Annotated in this window: 13 protein-coding genes; 2 read left to right on the forward strand and 11 right to left on the reverse strand. The window is 56.2% G+C overall.

The window, feature by feature from the left end:
* Nucleotides 1-25: 25 nt before the first annotated feature.
* On the reverse strand, nt 26-799 hold the full coding sequence (gene pdeH / locus AAGR08_RS18005) for a cyclic-guanylate-specific phosphodiesterase (protein WP_345827516.1): 774 nt from the start codon (nt 797-799) through the stop codon (nt 26-28).
* A gap of 282 nt (nt 800-1,081) precedes the next feature.
* Here pdeH and AAGR08_RS18010 point away from each other — a divergent pair, with 282 nt between their 5' ends.
* Both AAGR08_RS18010 and AAGR08_RS18015 read left to right on the forward strand, forming a co-directional pair.
* The gene (locus tag AAGR08_RS18010) at nt 1,082-2,014 is read left to right on the forward strand and encodes a sugar kinase (RefSeq protein WP_345827518.1); all 933 of its coding nucleotides are present in this window, start codon (nt 1,082-1,084) and stop codon (nt 2,012-2,014) included.
* A gap of 387 nt (nt 2,015-2,401) precedes the next feature.
* Nucleotides 2,402-3,274 (forward strand): alpha/beta hydrolase, encoded by an 873-nt coding sequence (locus tag AAGR08_RS18015; protein WP_097095372.1) that lies wholly within the window; start codon nt 2,402-2,404, stop codon nt 3,272-3,274.
* 3 nt (nt 3,275-3,277) lie between these two features.
* Here AAGR08_RS18015 and AAGR08_RS18020 read toward each other — a convergent pair whose 3' ends face one another.
* The 10 genes from AAGR08_RS18020 to bcsO all read right to left on the reverse strand — a co-directional run bounded on the left by AAGR08_RS18020 (nt 3,278) and on the right by bcsO (nt 20,161).
* Nucleotides 3,278-4,786: a pitrilysin family protein gene (locus tag AAGR08_RS18020; protein ID WP_345827520.1), complete on the reverse strand. Its 1,509-nt coding sequence runs from the start codon at nt 4,784-4,786 to the stop codon at nt 3,278-3,280.
* Nucleotides 4,787-5,031: 245 nt separating this feature from the next.
* Nucleotides 5,032-6,312 carry a dicarboxylate/amino acid:cation symporter gene (locus tag AAGR08_RS18025; RefSeq protein ID WP_008105722.1) on the reverse strand — a complete coding sequence of 427 codons (1,281 nt, stop codon included), beginning with the start codon at nt 6,310-6,312 and terminating at the stop codon, nt 5,032-5,034.
* Between the two features lie 229 nt (nt 6,313-6,541).
* Nucleotides 6,542-8,554, reverse strand: coding sequence for a biofilm formation regulator HmsP (gene hmsP / locus AAGR08_RS18030; RefSeq protein WP_320204465.1), 2,013 nt, complete (start codon nt 8,552-8,554; stop codon nt 6,542-6,544).
* Nucleotides 8,555-8,822: 268 nt separating this feature from the next.
* Nucleotides 8,823-9,827, reverse strand: coding sequence for a glycosyl hydrolase family 8 (locus AAGR08_RS18035; RefSeq protein WP_345827522.1), 1,005 nt, complete (start codon nt 9,825-9,827; stop codon nt 8,823-8,825).
* A gap of 9 nt (nt 9,828-9,836) precedes the next feature.
* The gene (bcsD, locus tag AAGR08_RS18040) at nt 9,837-10,283 is read right to left on the reverse strand and encodes a cellulose biosynthesis protein BcsD (protein ID WP_345827524.1); all 447 of its coding nucleotides are present in this window, start codon (nt 10,281-10,283) and stop codon (nt 9,837-9,839) included.
* A complete protein-coding gene (locus AAGR08_RS18045) occupies nt 10,283-14,086 on the reverse strand; it encodes a cellulose synthase subunit BcsC-related outer membrane protein (RefSeq protein ID WP_345827526.1) in 3,804 nt (1,267 codons plus the stop codon). The genes bcsD and AAGR08_RS18045 overlap by 1 nt, the downstream gene beginning before the upstream one ends.
* A gap of 11 nt (nt 14,087-14,097) precedes the next feature.
* Nucleotides 14,098-16,563 (reverse strand): cellulose biosynthesis cyclic di-GMP-binding regulatory protein BcsB, encoded by a 2,466-nt coding sequence (gene bcsB, locus AAGR08_RS18050; RefSeq protein WP_345827528.1) that lies wholly within the window; start codon nt 16,561-16,563, stop codon nt 14,098-14,100.
* A complete protein-coding gene (gene bcsA, locus AAGR08_RS18055) occupies nt 16,560-18,665 on the reverse strand; it encodes a UDP-forming cellulose synthase catalytic subunit (RefSeq protein WP_345827530.1) in 2,106 nt (701 codons plus the stop codon). The genes bcsB and bcsA overlap by 4 nt, the downstream gene beginning before the upstream one ends.
* 54 nt (nt 18,666-18,719) lie before the next feature.
* Entirely contained in the window at nt 18,720-19,520 is an 801-nt protein-coding gene (bcsQ, locus tag AAGR08_RS18060; protein ID WP_097095380.1) for a cellulose biosynthesis protein BcsQ, read from the reverse strand.
* Nucleotides 19,511-20,161 carry a cellulose biosynthesis protein BcsO gene (gene bcsO, locus AAGR08_RS18065; RefSeq protein WP_345827532.1) on the reverse strand — a complete coding sequence of 217 codons (651 nt, stop codon included), beginning with the start codon at nt 20,159-20,161 and terminating at the stop codon, nt 19,511-19,513. Before bcsO ends, bcsQ begins: the two co-directional genes overlap by 10 nt.
* Between the last annotated feature and the right edge of the window lie 313 nt (nt 20,162-20,474).

Raw genomic sequence — 20,474 nt, forward strand, 5'->3', positions numbered from 1 at the left:
ATAGTCGAGACCTTGGAGAAGGGGATCAGGGAAGCTCAAGTGCCATGTGTTCCAGCTCGCTAAACGGCACCGGACGCGAGAAAAAATAGCCCTGCGCCGCCATCGCGGGGGAGCTGCGCACCTGCTGCCACTCTTCTTCGGTTTCCACGCCTTCCACAATAACGCCGTTGCAGTAACGGTTAATTAACGCCAGCAGCATGGAGAACATTGAACGGCCTTCGTCACTGGCGCGCAGCAGCATAAACAGTTCGCGCGATAATTTGATGTAGTCGTAGCGCAGTTCGGTTAGTGCAGAGAAGTTCGCCATCCCAGAGCCAAAGTCATCCAGCCATAGCGGACCGAGTTCCGGCATCTTCGCCACCATCTCTTCCTGCGGCAGCGCGTGGTGCTCCGTCAGTTCAAAACGTACCCATGGTAACTGCGCGATTAAGGTACGAATCAATTCATGCTGCTCAATTTCCATCAACGTTGGGCCGTCGATATTCACCGACGCCACCAGCTGACGCTGACTGAAAAAGTGTGACCATTTTACCAGGAGCTCCAGCTGCTCCTGGACGACACCCAGCCGCTGCGAGATAGTCAGGGCTTCGAAATAGTCTTCGGGCGACAACCTTTTTTCTGGCGCGGAGGGATGGGTCACCGCCGTCAGTAATTCAATGGCCAGCAAGCGGCCTGAGACCTGATAAATCGGCTGGAAAGTATAGAATCGTTGGCACTGCTGCCAGAAGAAACGCGTTTCCTGTTGTTGCTCCAGTTCATTTGAAACAGGCAGCCGATGACTCAAATTCTTCATCACCATGGTTTTTTCCTGGTTGGTGTCGAGTGCCTGCAAATAGCATCTCAGCGGCAAGTATCGGCGATCGCAGGGATAACTTTATCAATCTCATTAGTCCCAAGAATCGTTGAGTGTAACAGCGTGCTCCGCGCTTAATCGGCAAAACAAAACGCGCTTTGACCGTTAAATCACCGCAGCAGGATGAGTTTACCGCCTTAAGCTAAATCAAAACATCGTTTTAAAAAGCATTGACGACTGCCATACCAGACGCGAGACTAATGCGAAATTCACTATAGGCTGAAGACCATGACGCAGAAGAACATCGCCATCATCGGCGAATGCATGATTGAGCTGTCCGAGAAAGGTGAGAACATCAAACGCGGTTTTGGCGGGGATACGCTGAACACGGCGGTTTATCTGGCACGCCAGTCAGATCCTCAGCAACTGCGTGTCGACTACGTCACCGCACTCGGCACCGATAGCTTCAGCGATCAGATGATCGCCGCCTGGCAGCAGGAGCAGATTCACACCGATCTGATTCAGCGCCTCGACAATAAAATGCCGGGCCTGTACTTCATCGAAACCGACGATCACGGTGAACGCACGTTCTGGTACTGGCGCAACGACGCCGCCGCGCGCTTCTGGCTGGATAGCGCACAGGCGGATGATATCTGTCAGCAACTGGCGCACTACGATTATCTCTATTTGAGTGGCATCAGCCTGGCCATTTTGCCGGCCGCCAGCCGCAACAAACTCATGACGCTGCTTAGCGCCTGTCGTCAGAACGGCGGCAAGGTGATTTTCGACAACAACTATCGTCCGCGTCTGTGGGCCGATAAAGCCAGCGCGCAGCAGGCGTACGCCGAGATGCTGCGTCATACCGATATGGCGTTTCTCACCCTTGATGATGAGGATCTGCTGTGGGGCGAGCAGCCGCTGGATGCGGTGATTGCCCGGACGCGTGCCGCAGGCGTGCAGGAGATCGCAATTAAGCGCGGTGCGGATTCCTGCCTGGTGGCGGTTGGCGACGAACCGCTGCGGGATGTTGCCGCGATCAAGCTGGCGAAAGAGAAAGTGATTGATACCACCGCCGCAGGTGACTCCTTTAGCGCCGGGTATCTGGCACTGCGTTTAGCCGGGGGCAGCGCCGAAGAGGCGGCAGCGCGTGGTCACCTCACCGCCAGCACGGTAATTCAGCATCGCGGTGCGATTATTCCGCTCAGCGCAATGCCGCGTTAATCCAGGTGCGCATGAATGCGCACCCTACGCATATTGTAAGGTCGTCATTGATGACGACCAAATTCATCAATATTGCTAACCACCTCGCGCTCAACGTTTGCCTTAACGCAGTATTTTTCTCTGCCAATTTCCACTAATCACTTAGCTCGTCCACTTCTGTAACATTACCCGCTGCACCGCTTTAACCCTGCTTATCAGAGTGATTTAAATTCAATGTGTTATGCCACGAAAACACGCCCGCCAGGCATAGTCTGAAACTGGCGAAATCGGCGGTTTTCGGCTGGACGCCAGCCGCAAAAGAGACCATGTTTTAATCAATAACAGCGGGATGCTGTTACTCCGGCCGCGAACAGAATAATGACAATATCACTCGCTCAGGACTGACTTATGCACACAGAAATTATCAATATCTGGCCAAACGGTGATGCGCCAGGCGCGAGCGATTCGCGCGCTCAGCCGCAGATCGTCGATCTCGCCAAAGAGTACGAACCTTATGACCGTGCGGCCACCGGCGTGCGCTGCCCGGAAATTGCCCTTTGGCATCCGGAAACCTCGAATGGTATTACGCTATTGGTGGCGCCGGGCGGCGGTTATCAGCGGGTATTGATCGATCGGGAAGGCAGCGCGCTTGCCACCTTCTTCACTTCAATGGGCTACACATTGGCGGTAATGACTTATCGCCTGCCCTATGATGGTCACCACGAAGGTCCGGACGCGCCACTGGCCGATGCGCAGCGTGCGGTGCGCGTGCTGCGTGAACGAGCACAACGCGGCATCAACGGTAAATACATTGTGATGATGGGCTTTTCGGCGGGTGGACACGTTGCCGCCAGCCTCGGTACGCGCTTCGGTGAAAAACTCTATCCGGTGCAGGATCAGGCAGACAGCTTCTCGCCGCGCCCGGATGCGATGGTACTGCTCTATCCGGTAATCAGTATGCGTGAAGGTCTGGCGCATGAAGGCGCGCGCACCCGCTTATTGGGCGCGTGGCCGGATCAAAAGATGATTGAAGCGTATTCACTGGAGACGCGCGTACATGCGCAAACGCCGCCCACGCTGCTGATTCACGCGTCCGATGATGAGTCGGTTTCGGTGAATAACAGCATGGTGTTTTTCAGCGCGCTGCGGGAGCACAAGGTGCCGGTGGAGATTCACTTCTACCAGAAAGGCGGCCACGGATTTGGTATCCGTGGCGTGGCGGATCTTCCCCTCGCCAGCTGGCCAATGCTCGTAACGGAATGGCTTAGAGCTAAGACCTGATAATCAGGATGATGGCGCGGTCTGTTCCCCCGCGCCTGCGCTGATGTCCGGTTTGGCTTCATCCGAAGCGGCAGGCGCAGCAGGTGCGTCTGGTAACTTCATCACCTTATCCCAGCTTTCCTGCAGCATCTTCACGTTAGTCTCGGCCTCGCCCTGCGGCTGAATCAACACCATGGTCAGCTCCTGCGACAGCTGCTGGCGCAGTTCCTGATTCAACTGGTCGCGCGTCATTTCGCTGAGGAATGTCTGGCGCAGCTTCTGATACTGCTCTGGCGCAATGTCCACGACCGCATTTTGCTGCGAACGCAGACGCTGGCCCATCAGAATATCGGTGTCGGTGCGAGCGTAAGTGGCGAACAGTTTGTTGAGTTCCAGCAGCTTTTGCGCCATCAGCGCGTCGAACTCATCCTGCGGCAAACCCTTATCGCGGACTGCGGCCAGCTCCTTCGCTACCTGATTCATGTTCTGCGGCAACGAGGCATTCGGGCTATCCATGTTGATGGAACACTGCGCACGCTGATACAGCACACGGCAGTCAAAGCCAACCTGCACGCTTTGCGCTTTGCTGTCCGCCAGGGCGCGCTGCACATGCCAGAACAGCGCTTCACGCGCCAGATCGCTCTGCCAGTAGCGCTGGAGATTCTGCGAATCGCGAATCGGCTGCCATGCCGTATCCCATACCAGCGACAGGCGATCCTGATTCATCCCGCCATTCACCAGATTCACCGGCTGATGCGGCAACGGCGAGAGCGTCGGTAACGCAGCAGGTGCCACGCGCTTGCCTTTCAGCGGCGAGAAGGCTTTATTGATCTGCTCCGCCATGCTGCGGCTATCAACATTGCCGACCACATACAGCGTCATGCCATCGGGCGTATACCATTGCTGATAGAAACTATTGAGCTGGGCAATATCCACCGGTGCGCGCGGTTGCTCACCCGGATCGTGCGCCAGCATCGCCGAACCTTTCAGGCGATAGCGCCACCACACATCCTGCGTATTGGCAGGCCAGGTAGCGATGGGATCGGTTGCCGTCAGCGCGGTGGAAACCACCTGCTCGTTGATGGTCATTTTACCGGCGGTTGCCGCCAGCCAGCTGAGCGCTTCTTTCAGCAAGTCTGGACGGTTATTGGGCAAACTTAGATTGTATTGGGTGTAATCGTACGACGAAATAGCGGGCGGCAGCGGACGCTGTGGATCCATGGCCTGCTGCCACAGTGCACGTTGCTGATTGGTGTCCAGCGCGGCGTTATGCACCATCGCTAAACGCGGTAAAAGATGGCTGTAGCCAGTTTGTTGTGCGCTCTCCACCAGTGAACCGGTGTTAACAATCAGGCGCAGTTCAATACGATCGCTTGGACGCTGTGGTGTGGTCAGAAGCTGCCAACTAAAACCATTGTCCAGTTTGCCTTCCTGCCAGGCGGGATCGGGTTGGAGCGTTTCGGCTTGCACGCCAAAACCGGATGCTGCCAGTAGCAATCCGCCAACCAAAAGCCGAATTCTGGTGCCCTGCATGTGAACCCCTACTCAAACAGATCAACGCTCGTTAGCGCGGCATATTCGGCCACATCTGGGTGACCGGTGCGGCATTTTGCCGCCACGTTTATTTAATAACAGACTCTTTGACCACGAGAAGGTCAGGATGTCGCGCAACGAGGCAAAAAATCGGGAAAAAAATCAATGGGGTTTATTATGCAAATGCCCGCTGTCAGGGCAAGCGACAGCGGGCATTTCTGGGCAAATTAACGCAAATAGCGCTTTTACGCGGCGGTTTCTGGTGCGTTATTCACCTTTTTCCCTGAAGAAAGCGTCGCGTTCAGCTGTTTCTCGTCCAGCTGACCCACCCACTTCGCCACCACAATAGTCGCCACGCCGTTACCAACCAGATTCGTCAGCGCACGGGCTTCGGACATAAAGCGATCAATACCGAGAATCAACGCCAAACCTGCCACCGGCAGATGGCCCACAGCGGACAACGTGGCCGCCAGCACGATAAAGCCGCTGCCGGTAACACCTGCTGCACCTTTAGAAGAGAGCAACAGCACCACTAACAGCGTGATTTGGTGGAAGACATCCATGTGTGCGTTGGTGGCCTGCGCGATAAACACCGCCGCCATGGTGAGATAAATCGAGGTGCCATCAAGGTTGAACGAATACCCCGTTGGGATCACTAATCCCACCACCGATTTCTTACAGCCGAGCTTCTCCATCTTATCCAGCATGCGCGGCAGCGCAGACTCAGATGAGGAGGTCCCCAGCACAATCAGCAGTTCTTCTTTGATGTAAGCAACAAATTTGAAGATGTTGAAGCCAGCAAAGCGCGCAATCAGCCCCAGCACTACCACCACAAACAGCACGCAGGTGATATAGAAGCAGATAATCAGCTGACCGAGCTGCACCAGCGATCCCACGCCATATTTGCCGATGGTAAAGGCCATGGCCCCGAAGGCACCGATAGGCGCGAGACGCATGATCATGTTGATAACGCCGAAGATCACTTTCGAGAAGCTCTCAATGACGTTGAACATCACCGTACCTGCGCTGCCAAGGCGATGCAGCGCAAAGCCGAACAGAATAGCGAACAGCAGTACTTGCAGGATGTTGCCGCTGGCGAAAGCACCGATGACGCTATTCGGGATCACATCCAGCAGGAAGGCAACCACACCTTGCTGCTCCGCCTGCTGGGCGTAAACCGCAACCGCTTTAGCATCCAGCGTGGCCGGATCAACGTTCATGCCCGCACCAGGCTGCACCACATTGACCACCACCAAACCAATGATCAGCGCGATGGTGCTGACCACTTCAAAGTACAGCAGCGCAACCGCGCCGGTACGTCCAACGGCTTTCATGCTCTCCATGCCGGCAATACCGGTCACCACCGTACAGAAAATAACGGGGGCGATGATCATCTTGATCAGCTTAACGAACCCATCGCCGAGCGGCTTCATTTGCGCGCCTAACTCAGGATAGAAGTGGCCCAACAGGACGCCGATGCCGATGGCAACCAGTACCTGAAAATAGAGGCTTTTTAAGATTTTCATAACAGGTGTCCAGTAAGACGGTTTTCACCGCCATTGTTGTGGAGTAACGCATGCGGCAAGCCGCCAGAAGCGTAAAACCTTACCGATGGCGAGGAAAATAACACCCTGTTAACAAGATTAATATCCCCTAACATTCCTTACAAAAGTTACAAAACTCTAACTATGAACTGAAACGCTTCAGCTTCGCGCTTCGCTTTAATTTTGTAAGGAAAATCAATAACCAAGGTGATTATTCAAGGGTTTGGGAGGGATTGAGCCAGCGTTGATTAAAGACGTCGAGAGGCAGTGCTTCAGCATATAAGTAGCCTTGCCCGATAGTAATTCCGCGCGCCAGCAGCCAGTCACGCTGCTCGGCGGTTTCCACACCTTCAGCAATCACGTCGAGGTGAATGATGTCGGCAATGGCTGCCACAATGCGCACCATGGTGTCATCAACCGGTAACGCGGCGACGAAACTGCGATCCATTTTCAGTTTGTTCACCGGCAGCGCTTTGAACTGATGCAGATAATTCAGGTTGGAGTAGCCCATGCCGAAGTCATCGAGCGCAACGGCCACGCCGGTTTTTTGCAGCAAGCGCAGTAGCGCAATCGCCTGTTCAGCATCGCCAATCTGCGCGGTTTCCGTGATCTCCAACACGAAGTTACCGGGCGCAATACGATGGCGCTCCAGCAATCCCTGCAAATGGCTCACCATGCTGGCATCGCGCAGCTGTACCGCCGAGATATTGACGCTGAGCGGTATATTGATCCCCTGCTTCTGCCAGGCGGCAAGAATGCGGCAGGCCTCTTCAAATACCCAACGCCCAATCGCCGAAATCACCCCAATCTCCTCGGCGCTGGCAATGAACTCTTCCGATAACCCGTAGCTGCCATCCGGCATGCGCATACGCAGCAGCGCTTCGGCGCCGGCCAGTTCACCGGTTTCCATATTGATTTGCGGCTGCAAATAGAGGGAAAACTGATCCTCCTGCAAACCTTGCAGGATGTCATGTTCCTGAGTTAAACGCTTTTGCGCCCGTTCGGTGAGGGCGGGATCGAAGAACAGGATCTGATTTTTACCCTGGTGGCGCGCCGACATCATTGCCGATGTCGCGCGATCGAGCTGTTCGCTGGCCGAAATGGTGCTCTCTTCATAAAGCGCTAACCCAATGCTGGCATTTGGTCGCAGCTGAAGATTTTGCAGATTCACCGGCTGATTGAGGCGAATCATCAGGTTGCGCGCCAGACGCATGGCGCGAAACGGGTTGTGCGCGCGCTTCATTAACAGCGCGAAGTCGCTGGGGCCGGTTTGCGCCAGTAAGACGTGATCGTCCACGGTGCTGCGAATCTTCTCCACCAGCGTCAGCATTAACGTATCACGCTGTTCATCGCTCAGTACGCCGTTGGCTTCCTGTAGGGTCTCGATACGAATCACCATCAGTCCCCACGCCTGGCGGTTACGTTGCTGGTTCATATGCTGTTCGAGCAGCGCGAGGAACAGCGCGCGATTGGGCAGATCCGTCACAGCGAAATGGGTGGTCATGCGGCTCATTTCATCGTGAATCGACTCTAATACCTGCTGATTACGGTTGTAGCTGCGGATCAGCATGCCAATTTCATCATCACGGTGATTGTTGGGCAGCGCCAGCTTGTGCGTCAAAATCGCCTGCGGCGGCAGCTCCTGCAAATCACGCGAAATATCGCGCAGCGGATGCACAATTAAACGATTGATACACCAGCTGATGGCGACAGAGAGAATCAGCGCCAGCAGTAGATAGGTGGTGATCATGGTCGATAACGTGCTGAGCAGGAACTGATAAACGCGCGAGGAGTCAGCCTGCAGCACCAGATAGGCAATCGGCTTCGGCAAGCCAGATCGCTCCACCGAATAGAGCGGCAGCGTGATTTGTACCGGCAGCTCAAACAGGCGCGCCACCCAGCGCGGCACCGGTTTTTCCGGCGCGAAATCGGCATGCAGCGCCTGAAACGCATTCGGCAGCACCACATCAGCGCGCGATAAAATACCGGCCGGTTTCAGAGTATTAAGGATATGTTCAGCTTGCGGGATGTCGGCTTTTAGCACTGCCTCGGAGAGCGGCTGACGCACGGTATGCGCCACATTTTCCATTTGTTGGGCGTAGTCAATCCTGCGCTGCTGCACAAAATGAAACAGCTGGACGACAATAAAAATGCTGATGGTCACAATCGCTACGGCGGAAACCGTCGCCATCTGCTTTATCGTTAAAGAACGACTGACGCGCAACAAAACCTCTCCGGGCCAGTTTGGCCATGTAATTAGATGAAATGCGCAGCGAGTATATCCCAGGTCAGGGTCGCATTTCGCCGGGATAAAGTTGAAAAATGGCCAGGCAGAAGAATTTTCGCGGTGATTCGGAATGGTGCAGGTGCGCATAAATGCGCACCCTACGAAAACCCGGCTATGTCCACGTAGGGTCGCCATTCATGGTGACCGATTCACGCTTAGCTGACGAGCATTACGCCATTGATGGCGACCCGGTGGAAAATAAGACTTAGCGCTTCTCCTGGTACGCCATCCAGGTAAGCAGTTGCAGGCTGGCGGAGAAGTAGTTTTGATCGGGCGCCAAACGGTCATTGAGATAGCGCGTTTGGTTCAACGTCAGATCGCGCACGGCAACCAGGCCACCTTCCATATTGTACGGTGCAGGTGTATTCCCCAGCACATCATACCAGGCGGGCGTGGTCAGGCGTGGCGAGCCTTGCCAGACGCGCTGGAACGGCACCAGACGCAGACTTTGCGGATCGTACCACCAGATATTTAGGGGAATACGAATCGCGTCATAGCTGAAGCGGTTGGAATAACCTAGCGCCGGCGCCACTGAACCATCGGCATTCAAAGCTACCCAATCGAGCGGCAGGCCGGTTTTGCCAAAGTGCATATCGCCTAACAGCGCCATGCCGTCATCAATCAGCTCATTCCAGATGCGCAGATGGCTATGATCGGCAAACTCACGCCAGGCCGCGAACAGAAAATAAGAGGGGTTGAGGACCACATAGCTGGTTTTATTAAACCCCTGCGCGCCCGGCAACATCACGTTATGTCCGCCATAATCGATGACATTAAGCTTAATCACCGCACGTTGGATGCGATCGGACGCCTGCTGATAATCGCCGCCCCACTTCTGTGCGGCGCGTTGCAGGGCCCACGCAATCAGCACATCACCGTCGGACGCATTATTTTTGTCCGCAACCGGATCGGCAGCACCTGGCGTATAACGCCAATAGAACAGATCGTTCTGTGGATTGCTCAGATGGCTGCGCGTCCACTGCCACAGCAGATCAAACGTGACACGATCGTCGTGCGCCACCGCCAGCAGCATGCCGTAGCCCTGGCCTTCGGTATGGCTCACATTATTGTTTGCCGTATCGCTGATGCGGCCGTCGCTGCTCATAAACCGGCTTTTGTAGGTACTCCAGCCATCTGCGGCCACCTGGGCGCTAAAAAACATCACCATGAAACACAGCATCCATTGACGCCAGAACCGCATCACTTTCATCACAGCATCCTATTGATATCGATAGTGCAGCGTGCCGCCGTCGTTCTTCTCGAGGGTTACCGGCACTGCCGCGCTGCCGCCTTGTGCTTGCAGCCACTGCGCATACAGGCCAGCCAGTACCGCACTCAACGCCAGCTGCCAGCGTTCTGCTGCTACGTGAATGTCACCCTGCGGCAGCGCGTGGTGCTGCAGCAGAATGGCGTTTTCCTGCGGCTGCAACTGCACAAAACCCCAGTTAAATCGGGCCAGCTGCAGATTCATCTCACGCTCCAGATCCTGCACGGTGCGCGCTTCTGCTAAAGGATAGCGTGTTGCCAGCGATGCGCCGACACCCTGCAGGAAGCCTTCCGCTTCCTCGCCAGCATTATCCAGCATGCTTTCAATCATCACGCTCACCAAATCAAACCAGCCCGGCTGGTGTGGATGGCTGGCGCGTGCTGCGATTTGCTCACTCATTAGTAATCTCCGAACAAGTAACGGAAGTACAGATTGGCGGTACTTTCGTTGTAATCACCAAAGGTGTCGTAGCCTAACTGACCGCCTACGGTGACATCTTTGTTGATCTTGTAATCCGCACCGGCATGCAGGTTGTAGCCAATACCGTTTTTGCTATCGCCGCTGTAGAACGCGTCCTTCACGTAGCCCTGGTCAGCCAGACTCTGCAACTGTGATTGCAGAGACGGGTTGTTCGGGAAGTAGGCGCTTTTATCCTGGCTATAGGATTGATAACCCACCGAGCCGCCCACGTTCACTTTCAGATCGTCAAACTTGCGGCTGAATTCAACAGGGAACGATACGGATGCATAGTTTTGCGGACTGAAGTAACCGCCCTGACCGTAGCTGAAGTAGCTAAGGTTTTTCGAGTAATCCATCCACGATAGGCTCATGCCGACTTTCAGCTCGCGATCGTCGAAGTGATACGGACGCACATAAGCTCCGGCCGTAGCCTGCACGCTATTGTTGCTCGCCACGTTTTCACCCAGGTAGCTGTACGCGCCAGCACCAGCGTAGAAGCCGGCATCACCGTTGTCGTAACTCAGCAAGGCGTTACCGCCGTTTTTCGTTACGCGGCCCCAACGTTTACCGCTGGTTTTGTCTTCCACACCCACATACGACAACAGGCTGTCGGTCATCGCGCGGCGTTCACCGGTGAGGATCAGCGTCAGGAAATCCGTCAGCTTCGGCGACCACTGCACGCCACCCACCAACGTGCTCAAATCTTGTCCGAGCGGCGTGCTGCCGAGATCAATCTTGTAGCTGTCGCCCTTCAGCGCCATGTTCAGCTCAACGCCGGTCGCTGATTGCGAATCAGTAGAAGAGTTAGGCACGTCATCAATTTTCGCTCCTCCCGTCGCCACCACGTTGCCCTGCACCAGCGAGTTGGTGCCGAAGCGACGCCAGGCATCACCGCCGGCGCTGCCGGCTGAGAGTGAAACCGGCGTCATCGTGAAATCGAAACGCGATTCGCCAAACGGCACGGTAGAGAAGGTCAGTGGCGCTTTGGCTTCGGTCAACTTACTCAACCCAGATTCACCGTCGCGTCCGCGCACCTGCACCGCGCCCTGCACCCAGGTACCGGTTTTCTCCTGCAAATCGTCCATCATGTTGTCGATTTGGCGCAGCGTCTGCCTCTGCTGCACGGCTGGCGTGTTGCTCGCCAGCGTCACCCCTTCCGCGCTGCTGGTGGCATCGGGCGCCGACTGCCACGGCATTACCGCACCATAGCTGGATGGCGAGCGGCCAACCGGCGAGGTGCCGCGATTGATAAACGGATTATCGGCCAGGGCCAGACCACCCACGCTCGGCACGCTACCGGTTTCAGCACCCTGCAGACCAATCAGCTGACCGCGCGCGGTGCGCAGGTAGCTCATTGCCTGGCTGTGTTCGCCGTTAGCTTCGGCAACGCGCGCAAGCAACAGCAGGCGATCGGGTGACTGCGCGTTATTCAGGCCGCGGGTTAAGGTGTTGGCTTTGTTGAGGTCGTTTTGCGCCAGCGCCACGTTGATGGCGCCAGTGCGCGCGTCTTGCGTCGCGGTGTCCTGCGTCATCAGGTAGTCATACACCACGCCCGCTTCTTTGTTCATCTTGCCGGATTGATACAGTCGCGCCATGGCGAACATCAGATCGCGGTTCTGTGGATCGTGCTGCAGCGCGCCCACCAGCTTATCGTAAGCAGCGGCGTACTGTTTCTGCTCGCGCAGGCGATCGACCTCGTTGATCACGTAACCATTGCGGATACCCGCCAGCTGCGTCGGCGTGCTGCGCGCCTGCAGTTCCGGACTGCTGAGGAAGCTTTGCGCTTCAGTATTCAAACCGGCCTGATTCAGCACCGCTACCTGTGCGGCGTAATCCCCGGCGTTGCCTTGCACTCCGCGCTGCATGTTGCTGCGCACCACGGAAACCGCGGTGGTGATATCACCTGCTTTTGCCAGTTTCTGCGCCAGATTACCGGCATCAACCGGATTTGACGGTGGCGTTGCCGCCAGCGCGCGCAGGGTATTGGCCGCTGCAGCGTTCGATCCCTGCGCCAGATACTGATCGGCGGTGGTCATCTGCAGGTTGAAATTCACGCGCTGCGCCAGCTCACGCATATCGCTGTTTTTGCTGCCGTTGGGAATACGTGACAGCAGCATACTCGCCTGCTGCCAGGCACCGCTTTCACTGGCGTTTAACGCGCCCGCGTACAGTTCAGCGGTGCTCGCACCGGTACGCAGGGTCGGCTGCATGATATTCGCTGCCATCATGCTATCGCCCTGTGCGCGATAGATGCGCGCCAGATCGAGACGCAGCCAGCCATCGTTGGGATAGCGCTGAATGCCGCTATTTAGCGTAGCAATCGCCGCGCTGTTGTTGCCCGCAGCTAATTCACGCTTGGCCTGCGCACGAATTGGATCGGTGCTATTGCCGCGCGGCGCGACGCTCTGGCGCACGCTGTCGGGCAGCGATGCCAGCAGCGTATTGGCTTCCGCCCCGCGATTCTGCTGACGCAGCACGTAGAACAGGCCTTCTTTAGCGCTGCGGTTGTTGGCATCGCTTTGCAGGATGGCGCGATAGGTTTGCTCCGCCTGATCGAGTTGATTGCTGCGACGCTGAACATCGGCACGGAACAGTTTGGCGGATACCCCTTTTTCGCCGTCGGCCTGCGTCAGCGGTTCGCTCAATGCCAGCGCCTGCGCGCTGTCGCCATTTTTCAGCGCCTGCTGCGCCGTGGCCAATTGCGCATAGAAGCGCGCATCGGCGGCCTGTTTCTGCCGCGTGTCGCTCTGATCGCCACCCAGCTGCGCGGCGCGCGTTAGGTAATCCGCTGCTTCCGCATAGCGACCGGCGCGCTGAGCCACGTAACCCATGCCGGCCAGGGCATCGGCATCTTGCGGGTTGGCCTGCAGCACTTTCTCAAAGTTGTTTTGCGCATTGCTGACGTCGCCGCTGTTTAACGCAGTAAAGCCCGCGCCTTTCTCCGCGCCGCCGACGTTTTTACGGTAGTAATCCAGCACCGCGTTGTCTTGCGGATGACGCTGCTGCCAGGTTTGATAAAGCGAAGCATCTGAAGCCTGCGGGCCAAGCCACAGCAGGGCCTGGCGCAGCGATCGATCGGCTTCTTTGTTGCCATCCGCCATGCTCGCGAGCACATCGATACCCTGACGGCGGGTTGATTCCTGATAGGTTAATGCTTTACCCAGCGCCAGTTTTGCACCGGTATCCTGCGGATGATCGGCGGAGAACTGGCGCAGCGCTTCCACCGCCTGCGGCAGCAGCGAGCGATCGCCCGCCATGGTCAGATAATATTCTGCCGCCACGCTCGGCGGCGGCTCATTGCCGCTGAAGGTATTACGCCAGGTTTGCAACGAAGCGGCAATGTTGCCACTGCGCGCCTGCTGACGTGCCAGCTGCAGCTGCGCCTGCGGAATGGTTTGCAGCTGACGCGCGTTATCCAGCTCGGTGAGATGCGCATCGTTTGGCGAGGCCGCACTCAATCGCGCACGCCACTGCGCCGCTTCGGCCGTGCCGCCGCTTTGCTGGGAATAGAGCGCCAGCAGATAGAGCGCCTGCGTATTGTTCGGCTCAACCATCAGCACTTTCTGCAGCGAGGCTTTCGCCAGATCGTCATGCGCTTTCTGATGCCAGTAAGCCGCTTGATCGAACAGCGCCTGCAGCGCGGGATTGCTGCTCTCCGCCGCCAGCAGCGGCTGCGAGAGCGCCAGTGCTCCCCCCAGAATCAGAGCATGACGCACGCCGGCACTTAACAGATGTTTTTTCATTATTTTTATCCTTACTTCTTGCCGGACTTGCTATCAACTTTTGGGTTGAGACGACGCCACGCATGACGTTTCAGCATCACCCATGCACCGCTGCCGACCAGCGCTGAAAGCAGCAGTGCCGCCAGCGCCATCAGCACCGAGTGCTGGTTGGCATACCACACCACCATCATGTACCACGGCATTTCGCCGCTCGGGAATTGCGGCCCCACGCGGAAGCTGCGGATGCCGTTCTCATCGGTGATGATGGCAGTATCACCGCGAATACCGGCGTTAATCCGCGCAGAATTCAGATCTTCATGCAGGCGTAGCAGCTGCTGATCGCTGGTGGCCACCGTCATCACCACCAGACGATCGCGGTTCCACGGCGAGCGATAGCTGACAAAGCCGCGCCACGCTTCGTTCGATGAGAAGTAACGATCGGCATCCAGCTGCTGGCGATACCAGTCGCCGGTCAGCCAGCCGCGCACTTTTTCCCAGCTCGTCGGCTCTTTCACGCCCAGCGTGTTGCCGCTGGTATCAAATGGCGTATTGGCCAGCATCCGTTGGTTGAAGTCGTTGTTCTGCGTGGTACTCACCGCCAACACATCGCTGTGCTGCAGGCGAGTCAGATTGGTGCCGCCATTTGGCAGACCAAACAGCACCTGGTTCTGCAGCAGTGGAACGCCGGTGGCGTTGCCGGCACGTGATGCCATATCCAGCAGCGTGGCGATCTCCGCGTCGCTGGGTTGCTCTGGCAACAACAGCGTCGTCTGCGAGAAATCCGCCAGCCGCGAGAACGGGAACGACGCGCCGACAAAGTAAGAGAGGTTCGGCAGCATGGTGAAGTGCCGCGTGTGGCTCAGATCGATCCATGAATCCTCTTCAATGCGGCTCTTGATATTGTTGTTCAGCAGCACGCCGCACGGCGCATCTGCTTTCGGCTTGATGTTGAAATAGAGCGCCAGCTGGTTGTCACCATAAATCAGGTAGGGTTCGAGCTTCAGCGTGTAATGCTCCTGCCGCGCGTCACCGCCCAGGCGATGCCAGGCGCTCTCCAGCAAGCCCACTTTGTTCACCGTCAGGTTACGCAGGAAGGTGCCGTTGATCATCACGTTGAGGAACGAGTTGTTCTCATCAATCCAGCTTTCGGACGGGAAGCGATAGTGCAGATTCACCGGAATGGTATCGCCATCCCACAGGAACAGGTCAGGCGCGGCGCGGAAATTGACGCTCAGCGCATCGTGCCAGATGCCGGTGGTGGTCAGGCTCTGATCCTTACGCAGCAGTTCGCTCAGGCGTACCGGACGCGTGGTGTTAATCCAGCGTGGCGCATCATAAGGTTTTCGCACGCCAATCGGCTGCGGCTGCACATTCAGGCTGTTGCCATCAGTAGTGAGCGGCTGCGTGGTTAAACGGTTAGCCGCCTGGCGAAGCTGATCGTCATTGGCGCCCACCACCAGCAGCAGCTTGTAAACAGGATTGTTGGGATTATCGATCACCTGCAGCAGCGGGCCATTGCTCGCGGGTAGCGTCACCGTGCCAATTTTGTCGCCAGGATGCCCCACCAGAATACCGTTGTGCTCGGGCAAATCGCCGCGCACCACCGGGAAACGAATGCCGCGATAGTCCGACTGAATACCCATCCAGGATGCCACCAGCGCAGCCGCGCTGATGCTATCCGGCGCAACATTGGTGGCAAAGCCAAAGCTAACGCTGGCTGGCGTCATGCGTTGCGCATCAATAAACGGACGCGGGAAGTTGCGCAGGCTGGTGCCAATGTTCAGCTGCTGACCTTCCAGGCTCAGCGTGGTTTTAGGCAAAATGGATACCTGATACTGCTGCGCGCTCTCTTTCTCGCACAGCAGCTTATCGGCATCGTTAATCTTGAAGCTCAGATTGTTGCTCGATACCACCATTGCTGCCGGGATATCCAGCTGGTAGTCACTGATATCGCTGTCGCTGGAGCCCAGCGGTAAGGTGCCGAGCGGCTGACCGTTTAGCATCAGCTGCAGCGAAGTGTTACGCGCCGCCAGTGCCGCAGAGACGCGTAGCGAAAGGTTGAGGCGTGCGCTGGTGATCACTTCATCCGTCGGCAAGGTGAACACGATACCGGATTGCAGTTGACCGCCGGTGAGCGTAATACCCTGCGGCTGGCCCATCTGCGCGACGGAAACCGTGCTGCTAATCGGCTGGTTGAGCGTAGCCGTGCCGCTATCAGCCATGGCGCCTGGCTCGACCGAAGGCAGCACCATGTCGGGTGCAGGCGCGGCTGGCGCCGCATTTTCATTCGCGGGGGCGCTCTCCGAAGGAGCATACGGCGCCGCACCGGCGGCTTGCTGTAACTGCTGGTCGGCCGCACCTTCCATGCCCTGTGGCGGTGGAACCGCTGAAAGCGCAGCACTATCCTGAGTCACCGCCGGGGTTTCAGCCCATGCTGGCGCGAGCACGAGCGCCGTTGCCAGCGAGCTTGCCAGCAACGTTTGCGTCAAATTCTTCATGCAGCGCTGTCCTCTTTTACCGCAGGCTGGTTATCACGCTTACGCTTCTCACGGCGATCTTTCCAGGTCAGCCAGAACAGCTCAAAGACGGTACGAATAATGGTGCCAAGGGAAACCAGAGGGTTGTCCTGCTTGTACTCCGGCTGAATCCATGCATCGGCACGCGCCAGCACCACACGCACTAATTCACGGCGGCGCGCCAGCGGCATATCGCCAAAGCGCAGCCGGATGCTCTCTTCATCGCCGGAAATTTTGCTTACCGGAATGGTGATGGTGCCGGATTTCAACAGCAGATCGATCTCTTCGATGTCATCCTGTACATGACGATGGTCCGGCGCATCGAGCTGCGCACCACCCATCGACAGATCGCTGGTTTGCGTGCGTGAAGAGATGCCGCTGGCGTAGTGAATGACCGCCGGAATCTGCACGTCAATACGGATGGTTTTACGCACCTGTTTGGTTTCACGCGCCACGGCAATCGCCGCCATCAGAATGATCAGGCTGAACACCGCCCAGCCGACGTTAAGGGCAATAACGTAGGGATCGACGCCAAAGTAGTCATGCGCGGTGGCACGCACTACGCCAGCAATAATGCCGATTGAAAGCAGCGCGGCAACAATCACATGCGGGCGCACAATGTGGAAATCGAAGAAACCCTGATCGAGCAAGCCGCCTTTATCCGTAACGTTAAATTTTCCGCGCTTCGGTGCCAGCATGGTCAGCAACGTGGGGATAACGAGGTGGAAGCACATAACGGTTTCGTAGATTTCACCCCAGAAGGTGTAGCGGAACTTGCCGTTCATGCGCGAGTTGACGTATAGCGACATCACCAGATGTGGCAGGACGTAGGCGAAGATCAGCGATGCCGACGAGTGAATGATATTCAGGTTAAACAGCAGGTACGCCAGCGGCGCGGTCAAAAACGCGACGCGCGGCAAGCCAAACTGGAAGTGCAGCATGGCGTTGAGGTAGCACAGACGCTGTTGCCAGGTTAAACCACGGCCGAACAAAGGGTTATCGACGCGGAAGATCTGCGTCATGCCACGCGCCCAGCGGTTACGCTGCACCACATGCAGCCCCAGACGTTCGGTCGCCAGGCCAGCCGCCAGCGGGATCGCCAGGAAAGCGGAGCCCCAGCCAAGACGCTGCATTTTCAATGCGGTATGCGCATCTTCGGTGACGGTTTCAACTGCAAAGCCACCAATCTCTTCCAGCGCGCTACGGCGGATCACCGCACAGGAGCCACAGAAAAACGTCGCGTTCCAGTTATCATTACCCTGTTGAACCGGGCCGTAGAACAGCGAGCCTTCATTAGGAATGCTGCGCGCTGCACGCAGATTACGTTCGAACGGGTCCGGCGAATAGAAGTAATGTGGCGTTTGCAGTAGCGCCAGTTTCGGATCGTTGAGGAACGGCCCTACTGTTGCCTGCAGGAAGGTACGCGTGGCAACGTGGTCACAGTCGAAGATGCAAATCAGCTCACCTTTGGTGATCTTCATGGCGTGATTAAGGTTACCGGCTTTCGCGTGGCTGTTGTCATCACGGGTGATATAGCCTACGCCGACGTCGGCAGCAAATACCGCAAACTCGCTACGTTTGCCATCATCCAGTAAATAGACCTTCAGCTTGTCGCGCGGATAATCAATGCACTGCGCCGCCAGCACGGTATCTCGCACCACATCAAGGCTTTCATTATAGGTGGGAACATAAACGTCAACCGTCGGCCACAGGCTGGTATCATCGGGTAGCGGCTCAATGGTGCGTTTTAATGGCCAGGTGGTTTGCAGGAAACCAAGAATTAAAATCAGCCAGACATAGAGTTCGGCCAGATATAAGCCAATCCCAAGGATTGCTTCAATCTCTGAATTAAACTGCAGCGTCTCCGTGGTGCGCCACCAGATATATCGGGTCGACATCAGCGCAGAAAGGATAACCATCACAACGGTTATTTTGCGGCTTTTACTGAAGCCCAGTAGAAACATCATCCCGATGCTGATCAAGCCGAAGATATATTGCTTCTGGCTGTCCATAGGCGTGATGACGATTACCGCGGCTACAGGTGCAAGCACCAGCAGCAGCAGGTAAAACCCGAGTTTACTCATGATTCACCCTGAAGGAGCTGTATTGTTTTTATGCGGCCGATACCGGCCTCATTATTAATAATGGCTGCGGATAGGCGCCTGAACTTCACCATTTCCTACGGTGATATCCAGGATATTTGCCACGCGTTTCGCCACTAATTCGATATCAAACGCGGCGGCAGAAGCCGGGCTGAAATCATAAACCGATTGTTGTGAAGCATTCGCTTCAGCCACGCTTTCATCACGATGCACAACGCCTAATAAATTATCGCCCAAACGCTGCTGCATAAAGGTTGTGACTTCACGACTTATATTGCGGCGGTTATCACTTTGGTTAAGGACAAAATAATGACCACGTTTATTATTTAGCGGCTGACCTATCATGCGGTCATTTTCTATTTGCGGCAGCAAAGAGACTGATGCGGTATCCGCTAACATCACCACTACATGCATATCGGCAAGAGCGGTCATGGCTTTAAGCGCAGCACCCGGACCCGGAGGAAAATCGGCAATAATGACCAATCCCGGGTAATTCAGCACGGTATCCAGGCCGCGCTGCAGAAAGTGCGGATCTTTTACCAGGTTTTCTTCAAAACGTTCACGCTGTTCTTCGGTGACATCGCCATAGGGCATAACAAATATATTGCCGCCGGTGGTCAGAATGGATTGGCTCCAGTCGGCCTGATCGGCAGAGCGTGCAACAAAACCGCGGCCATCATGCAGCGGTACACCAAAATGCAGGCGCAGGGCGTTTTGCACATCAAAATCGATTGCCAATACCTTGCTGCCGGCGCGGGCCAGACTCCATGCAAGGTTGGCCGCCATGGTGGTTTTCCCTACTCCCCCTTTTGGCGAGCACACACAAACTAACGGCATAGCGCAATCTTCTCCAGTAGCGGTTTTAATGGTGTTTCTTTTGCAAGATTAGCAGGCTCTGCCGAGCGCGATCGGAACAGGGCACCAAAACGAGAAGGTGTGGGCGCTGCCGGACGTGCCGGTTCTACCGGTGCGGCAAAGGTGGGTGCTGGCGCGATAGGCGCTGCGGCCAGCGGAGCGGCTACAGGCTTAACAGCAGGCGCGACAGCAGGTTTCGCCGGCGGAAACAGTGATGTTGTCGCCTGACGTTCAACCAGCGTGGCCTTGGGCGCCAGCGGCGCCCCCGTTTGCGCCGGTTGCGCGGAGGGTGCTGGCGGGAACAGTGAAGAACCGATCGCCGATGGCGCTGCCACAGGCGCGCTTAAGCTCTCGAGAATCGATCCGCGCGACGTAGCCGCAACAGCGGCAGGCTCAGCCTGAGCAGGTGGTGCGGCAAATTCATCAACGCTAATCGGTTGTGGCTGCGGCAGATCGATACGCTGACCGCTGCCTAATTCCGACTCATCATCGCTAGCCAATTGGCGCAGCAACGCCCACTGACTTTGATCGGCTTCCTGCGACTGGCCGGACATATCCTTAAAAGCAATGTCTAGCGTCTGCGTTTTTTCTTTAAAACGCTGCAGATCGTCGTAATTCTTCATGATCAGAGCCTGTAAAAACGGGAGGGAATTTTCCGCGAATATATCACAAGCATTAAAAGACGGTGAGAGAATTCTGATTATTAAAGCGCCGCATTCAATAAAAGAGTTTTATCTTTATGATTGAAAAATCGGATATGCAAAAAGCGTGCAATTATTTATTGACGGCGATTAATTAATATCGATTAACAGAAATAATCACGCGGGTAATTTTAACCTAAGCTACTGAAAATACTCCACTGCGCTGCAACCTGCAGATTTTAATCTGATGTGATGATACTCACACAATGCTGGCAAAATTAGGAATTTGTCTTAA

The sequence above is a fragment of the Pantoea sp. BRR-3P genome, from assembly GCF_039621635.1.
Lineage (GTDB): Bacteria > Pseudomonadota > Gammaproteobacteria > Enterobacterales > Enterobacteriaceae > Pantoea > Pantoea floridensis.

Coding starts and splice junctions, on each gene's coding strand:
- AAGR08_RS18025 (WP_008105722.1), bottom strand. CDS start 6,312: ATGAAAATCTTAAAAAGCCTCTATTTTCAGGTACTGGTTGCCATCGGC.
- bcsA (WP_345827530.1), bottom strand. CDS start 18,665: ATGAGTAAACTCGGGTTTTACCTGCTGCTGCTGGTGCTTGCACCTGTA.
- AAGR08_RS18015 (WP_097095372.1), top strand. CDS start 2,402: ATGCACACAGAAATTATCAATATCTGGCCAAACGGTGATGCGCCAGGC.
- bcsD (WP_345827524.1), bottom strand. CDS start 10,283: ATGAGTGAGCAAATCGCAGCACGCGCCAGCCATCCACACCAGCCGGGC.
- pdeH (WP_345827516.1), bottom strand. CDS start 799: ATGGTGATGAAGAATTTGAGTCATCGGCTGCCTGTTTCAAATGAACTG.
- AAGR08_RS18010 (WP_345827518.1), top strand. CDS start 1,082: ATGACGCAGAAGAACATCGCCATCATCGGCGAATGCATGATTGAGCTG.
- AAGR08_RS18045 (WP_345827526.1), bottom strand. CDS start 14,086: ATGAAAAAACATCTGTTAAGTGCCGGCGTGCGTCATGCTCTGATTCTG.
- AAGR08_RS18035 (WP_345827522.1), bottom strand. CDS start 9,827: ATGAAAGTGATGCGGTTCTGGCGTCAATGGATGCTGTGTTTCATGGTG.
- AAGR08_RS18020 (WP_345827520.1), bottom strand. CDS start 4,786: ATGCAGGGCACCAGAATTCGGCTTTTGGTTGGCGGATTGCTACTGGCA.
- bcsQ (WP_097095380.1), bottom strand. CDS start 19,520: ATGCCGTTAGTTTGTGTGTGCTCGCCAAAAGGGGGAGTAGGGAAAACC.
- bcsO (WP_345827532.1), bottom strand. CDS start 20,161: ATGAAGAATTACGACGATCTGCAGCGTTTTAAAGAAAAAACGCAGACG.
- bcsB (WP_345827528.1), bottom strand. CDS start 16,563: ATGAAGAATTTGACGCAAACGTTGCTGGCAAGCTCGCTGGCAACGGCG.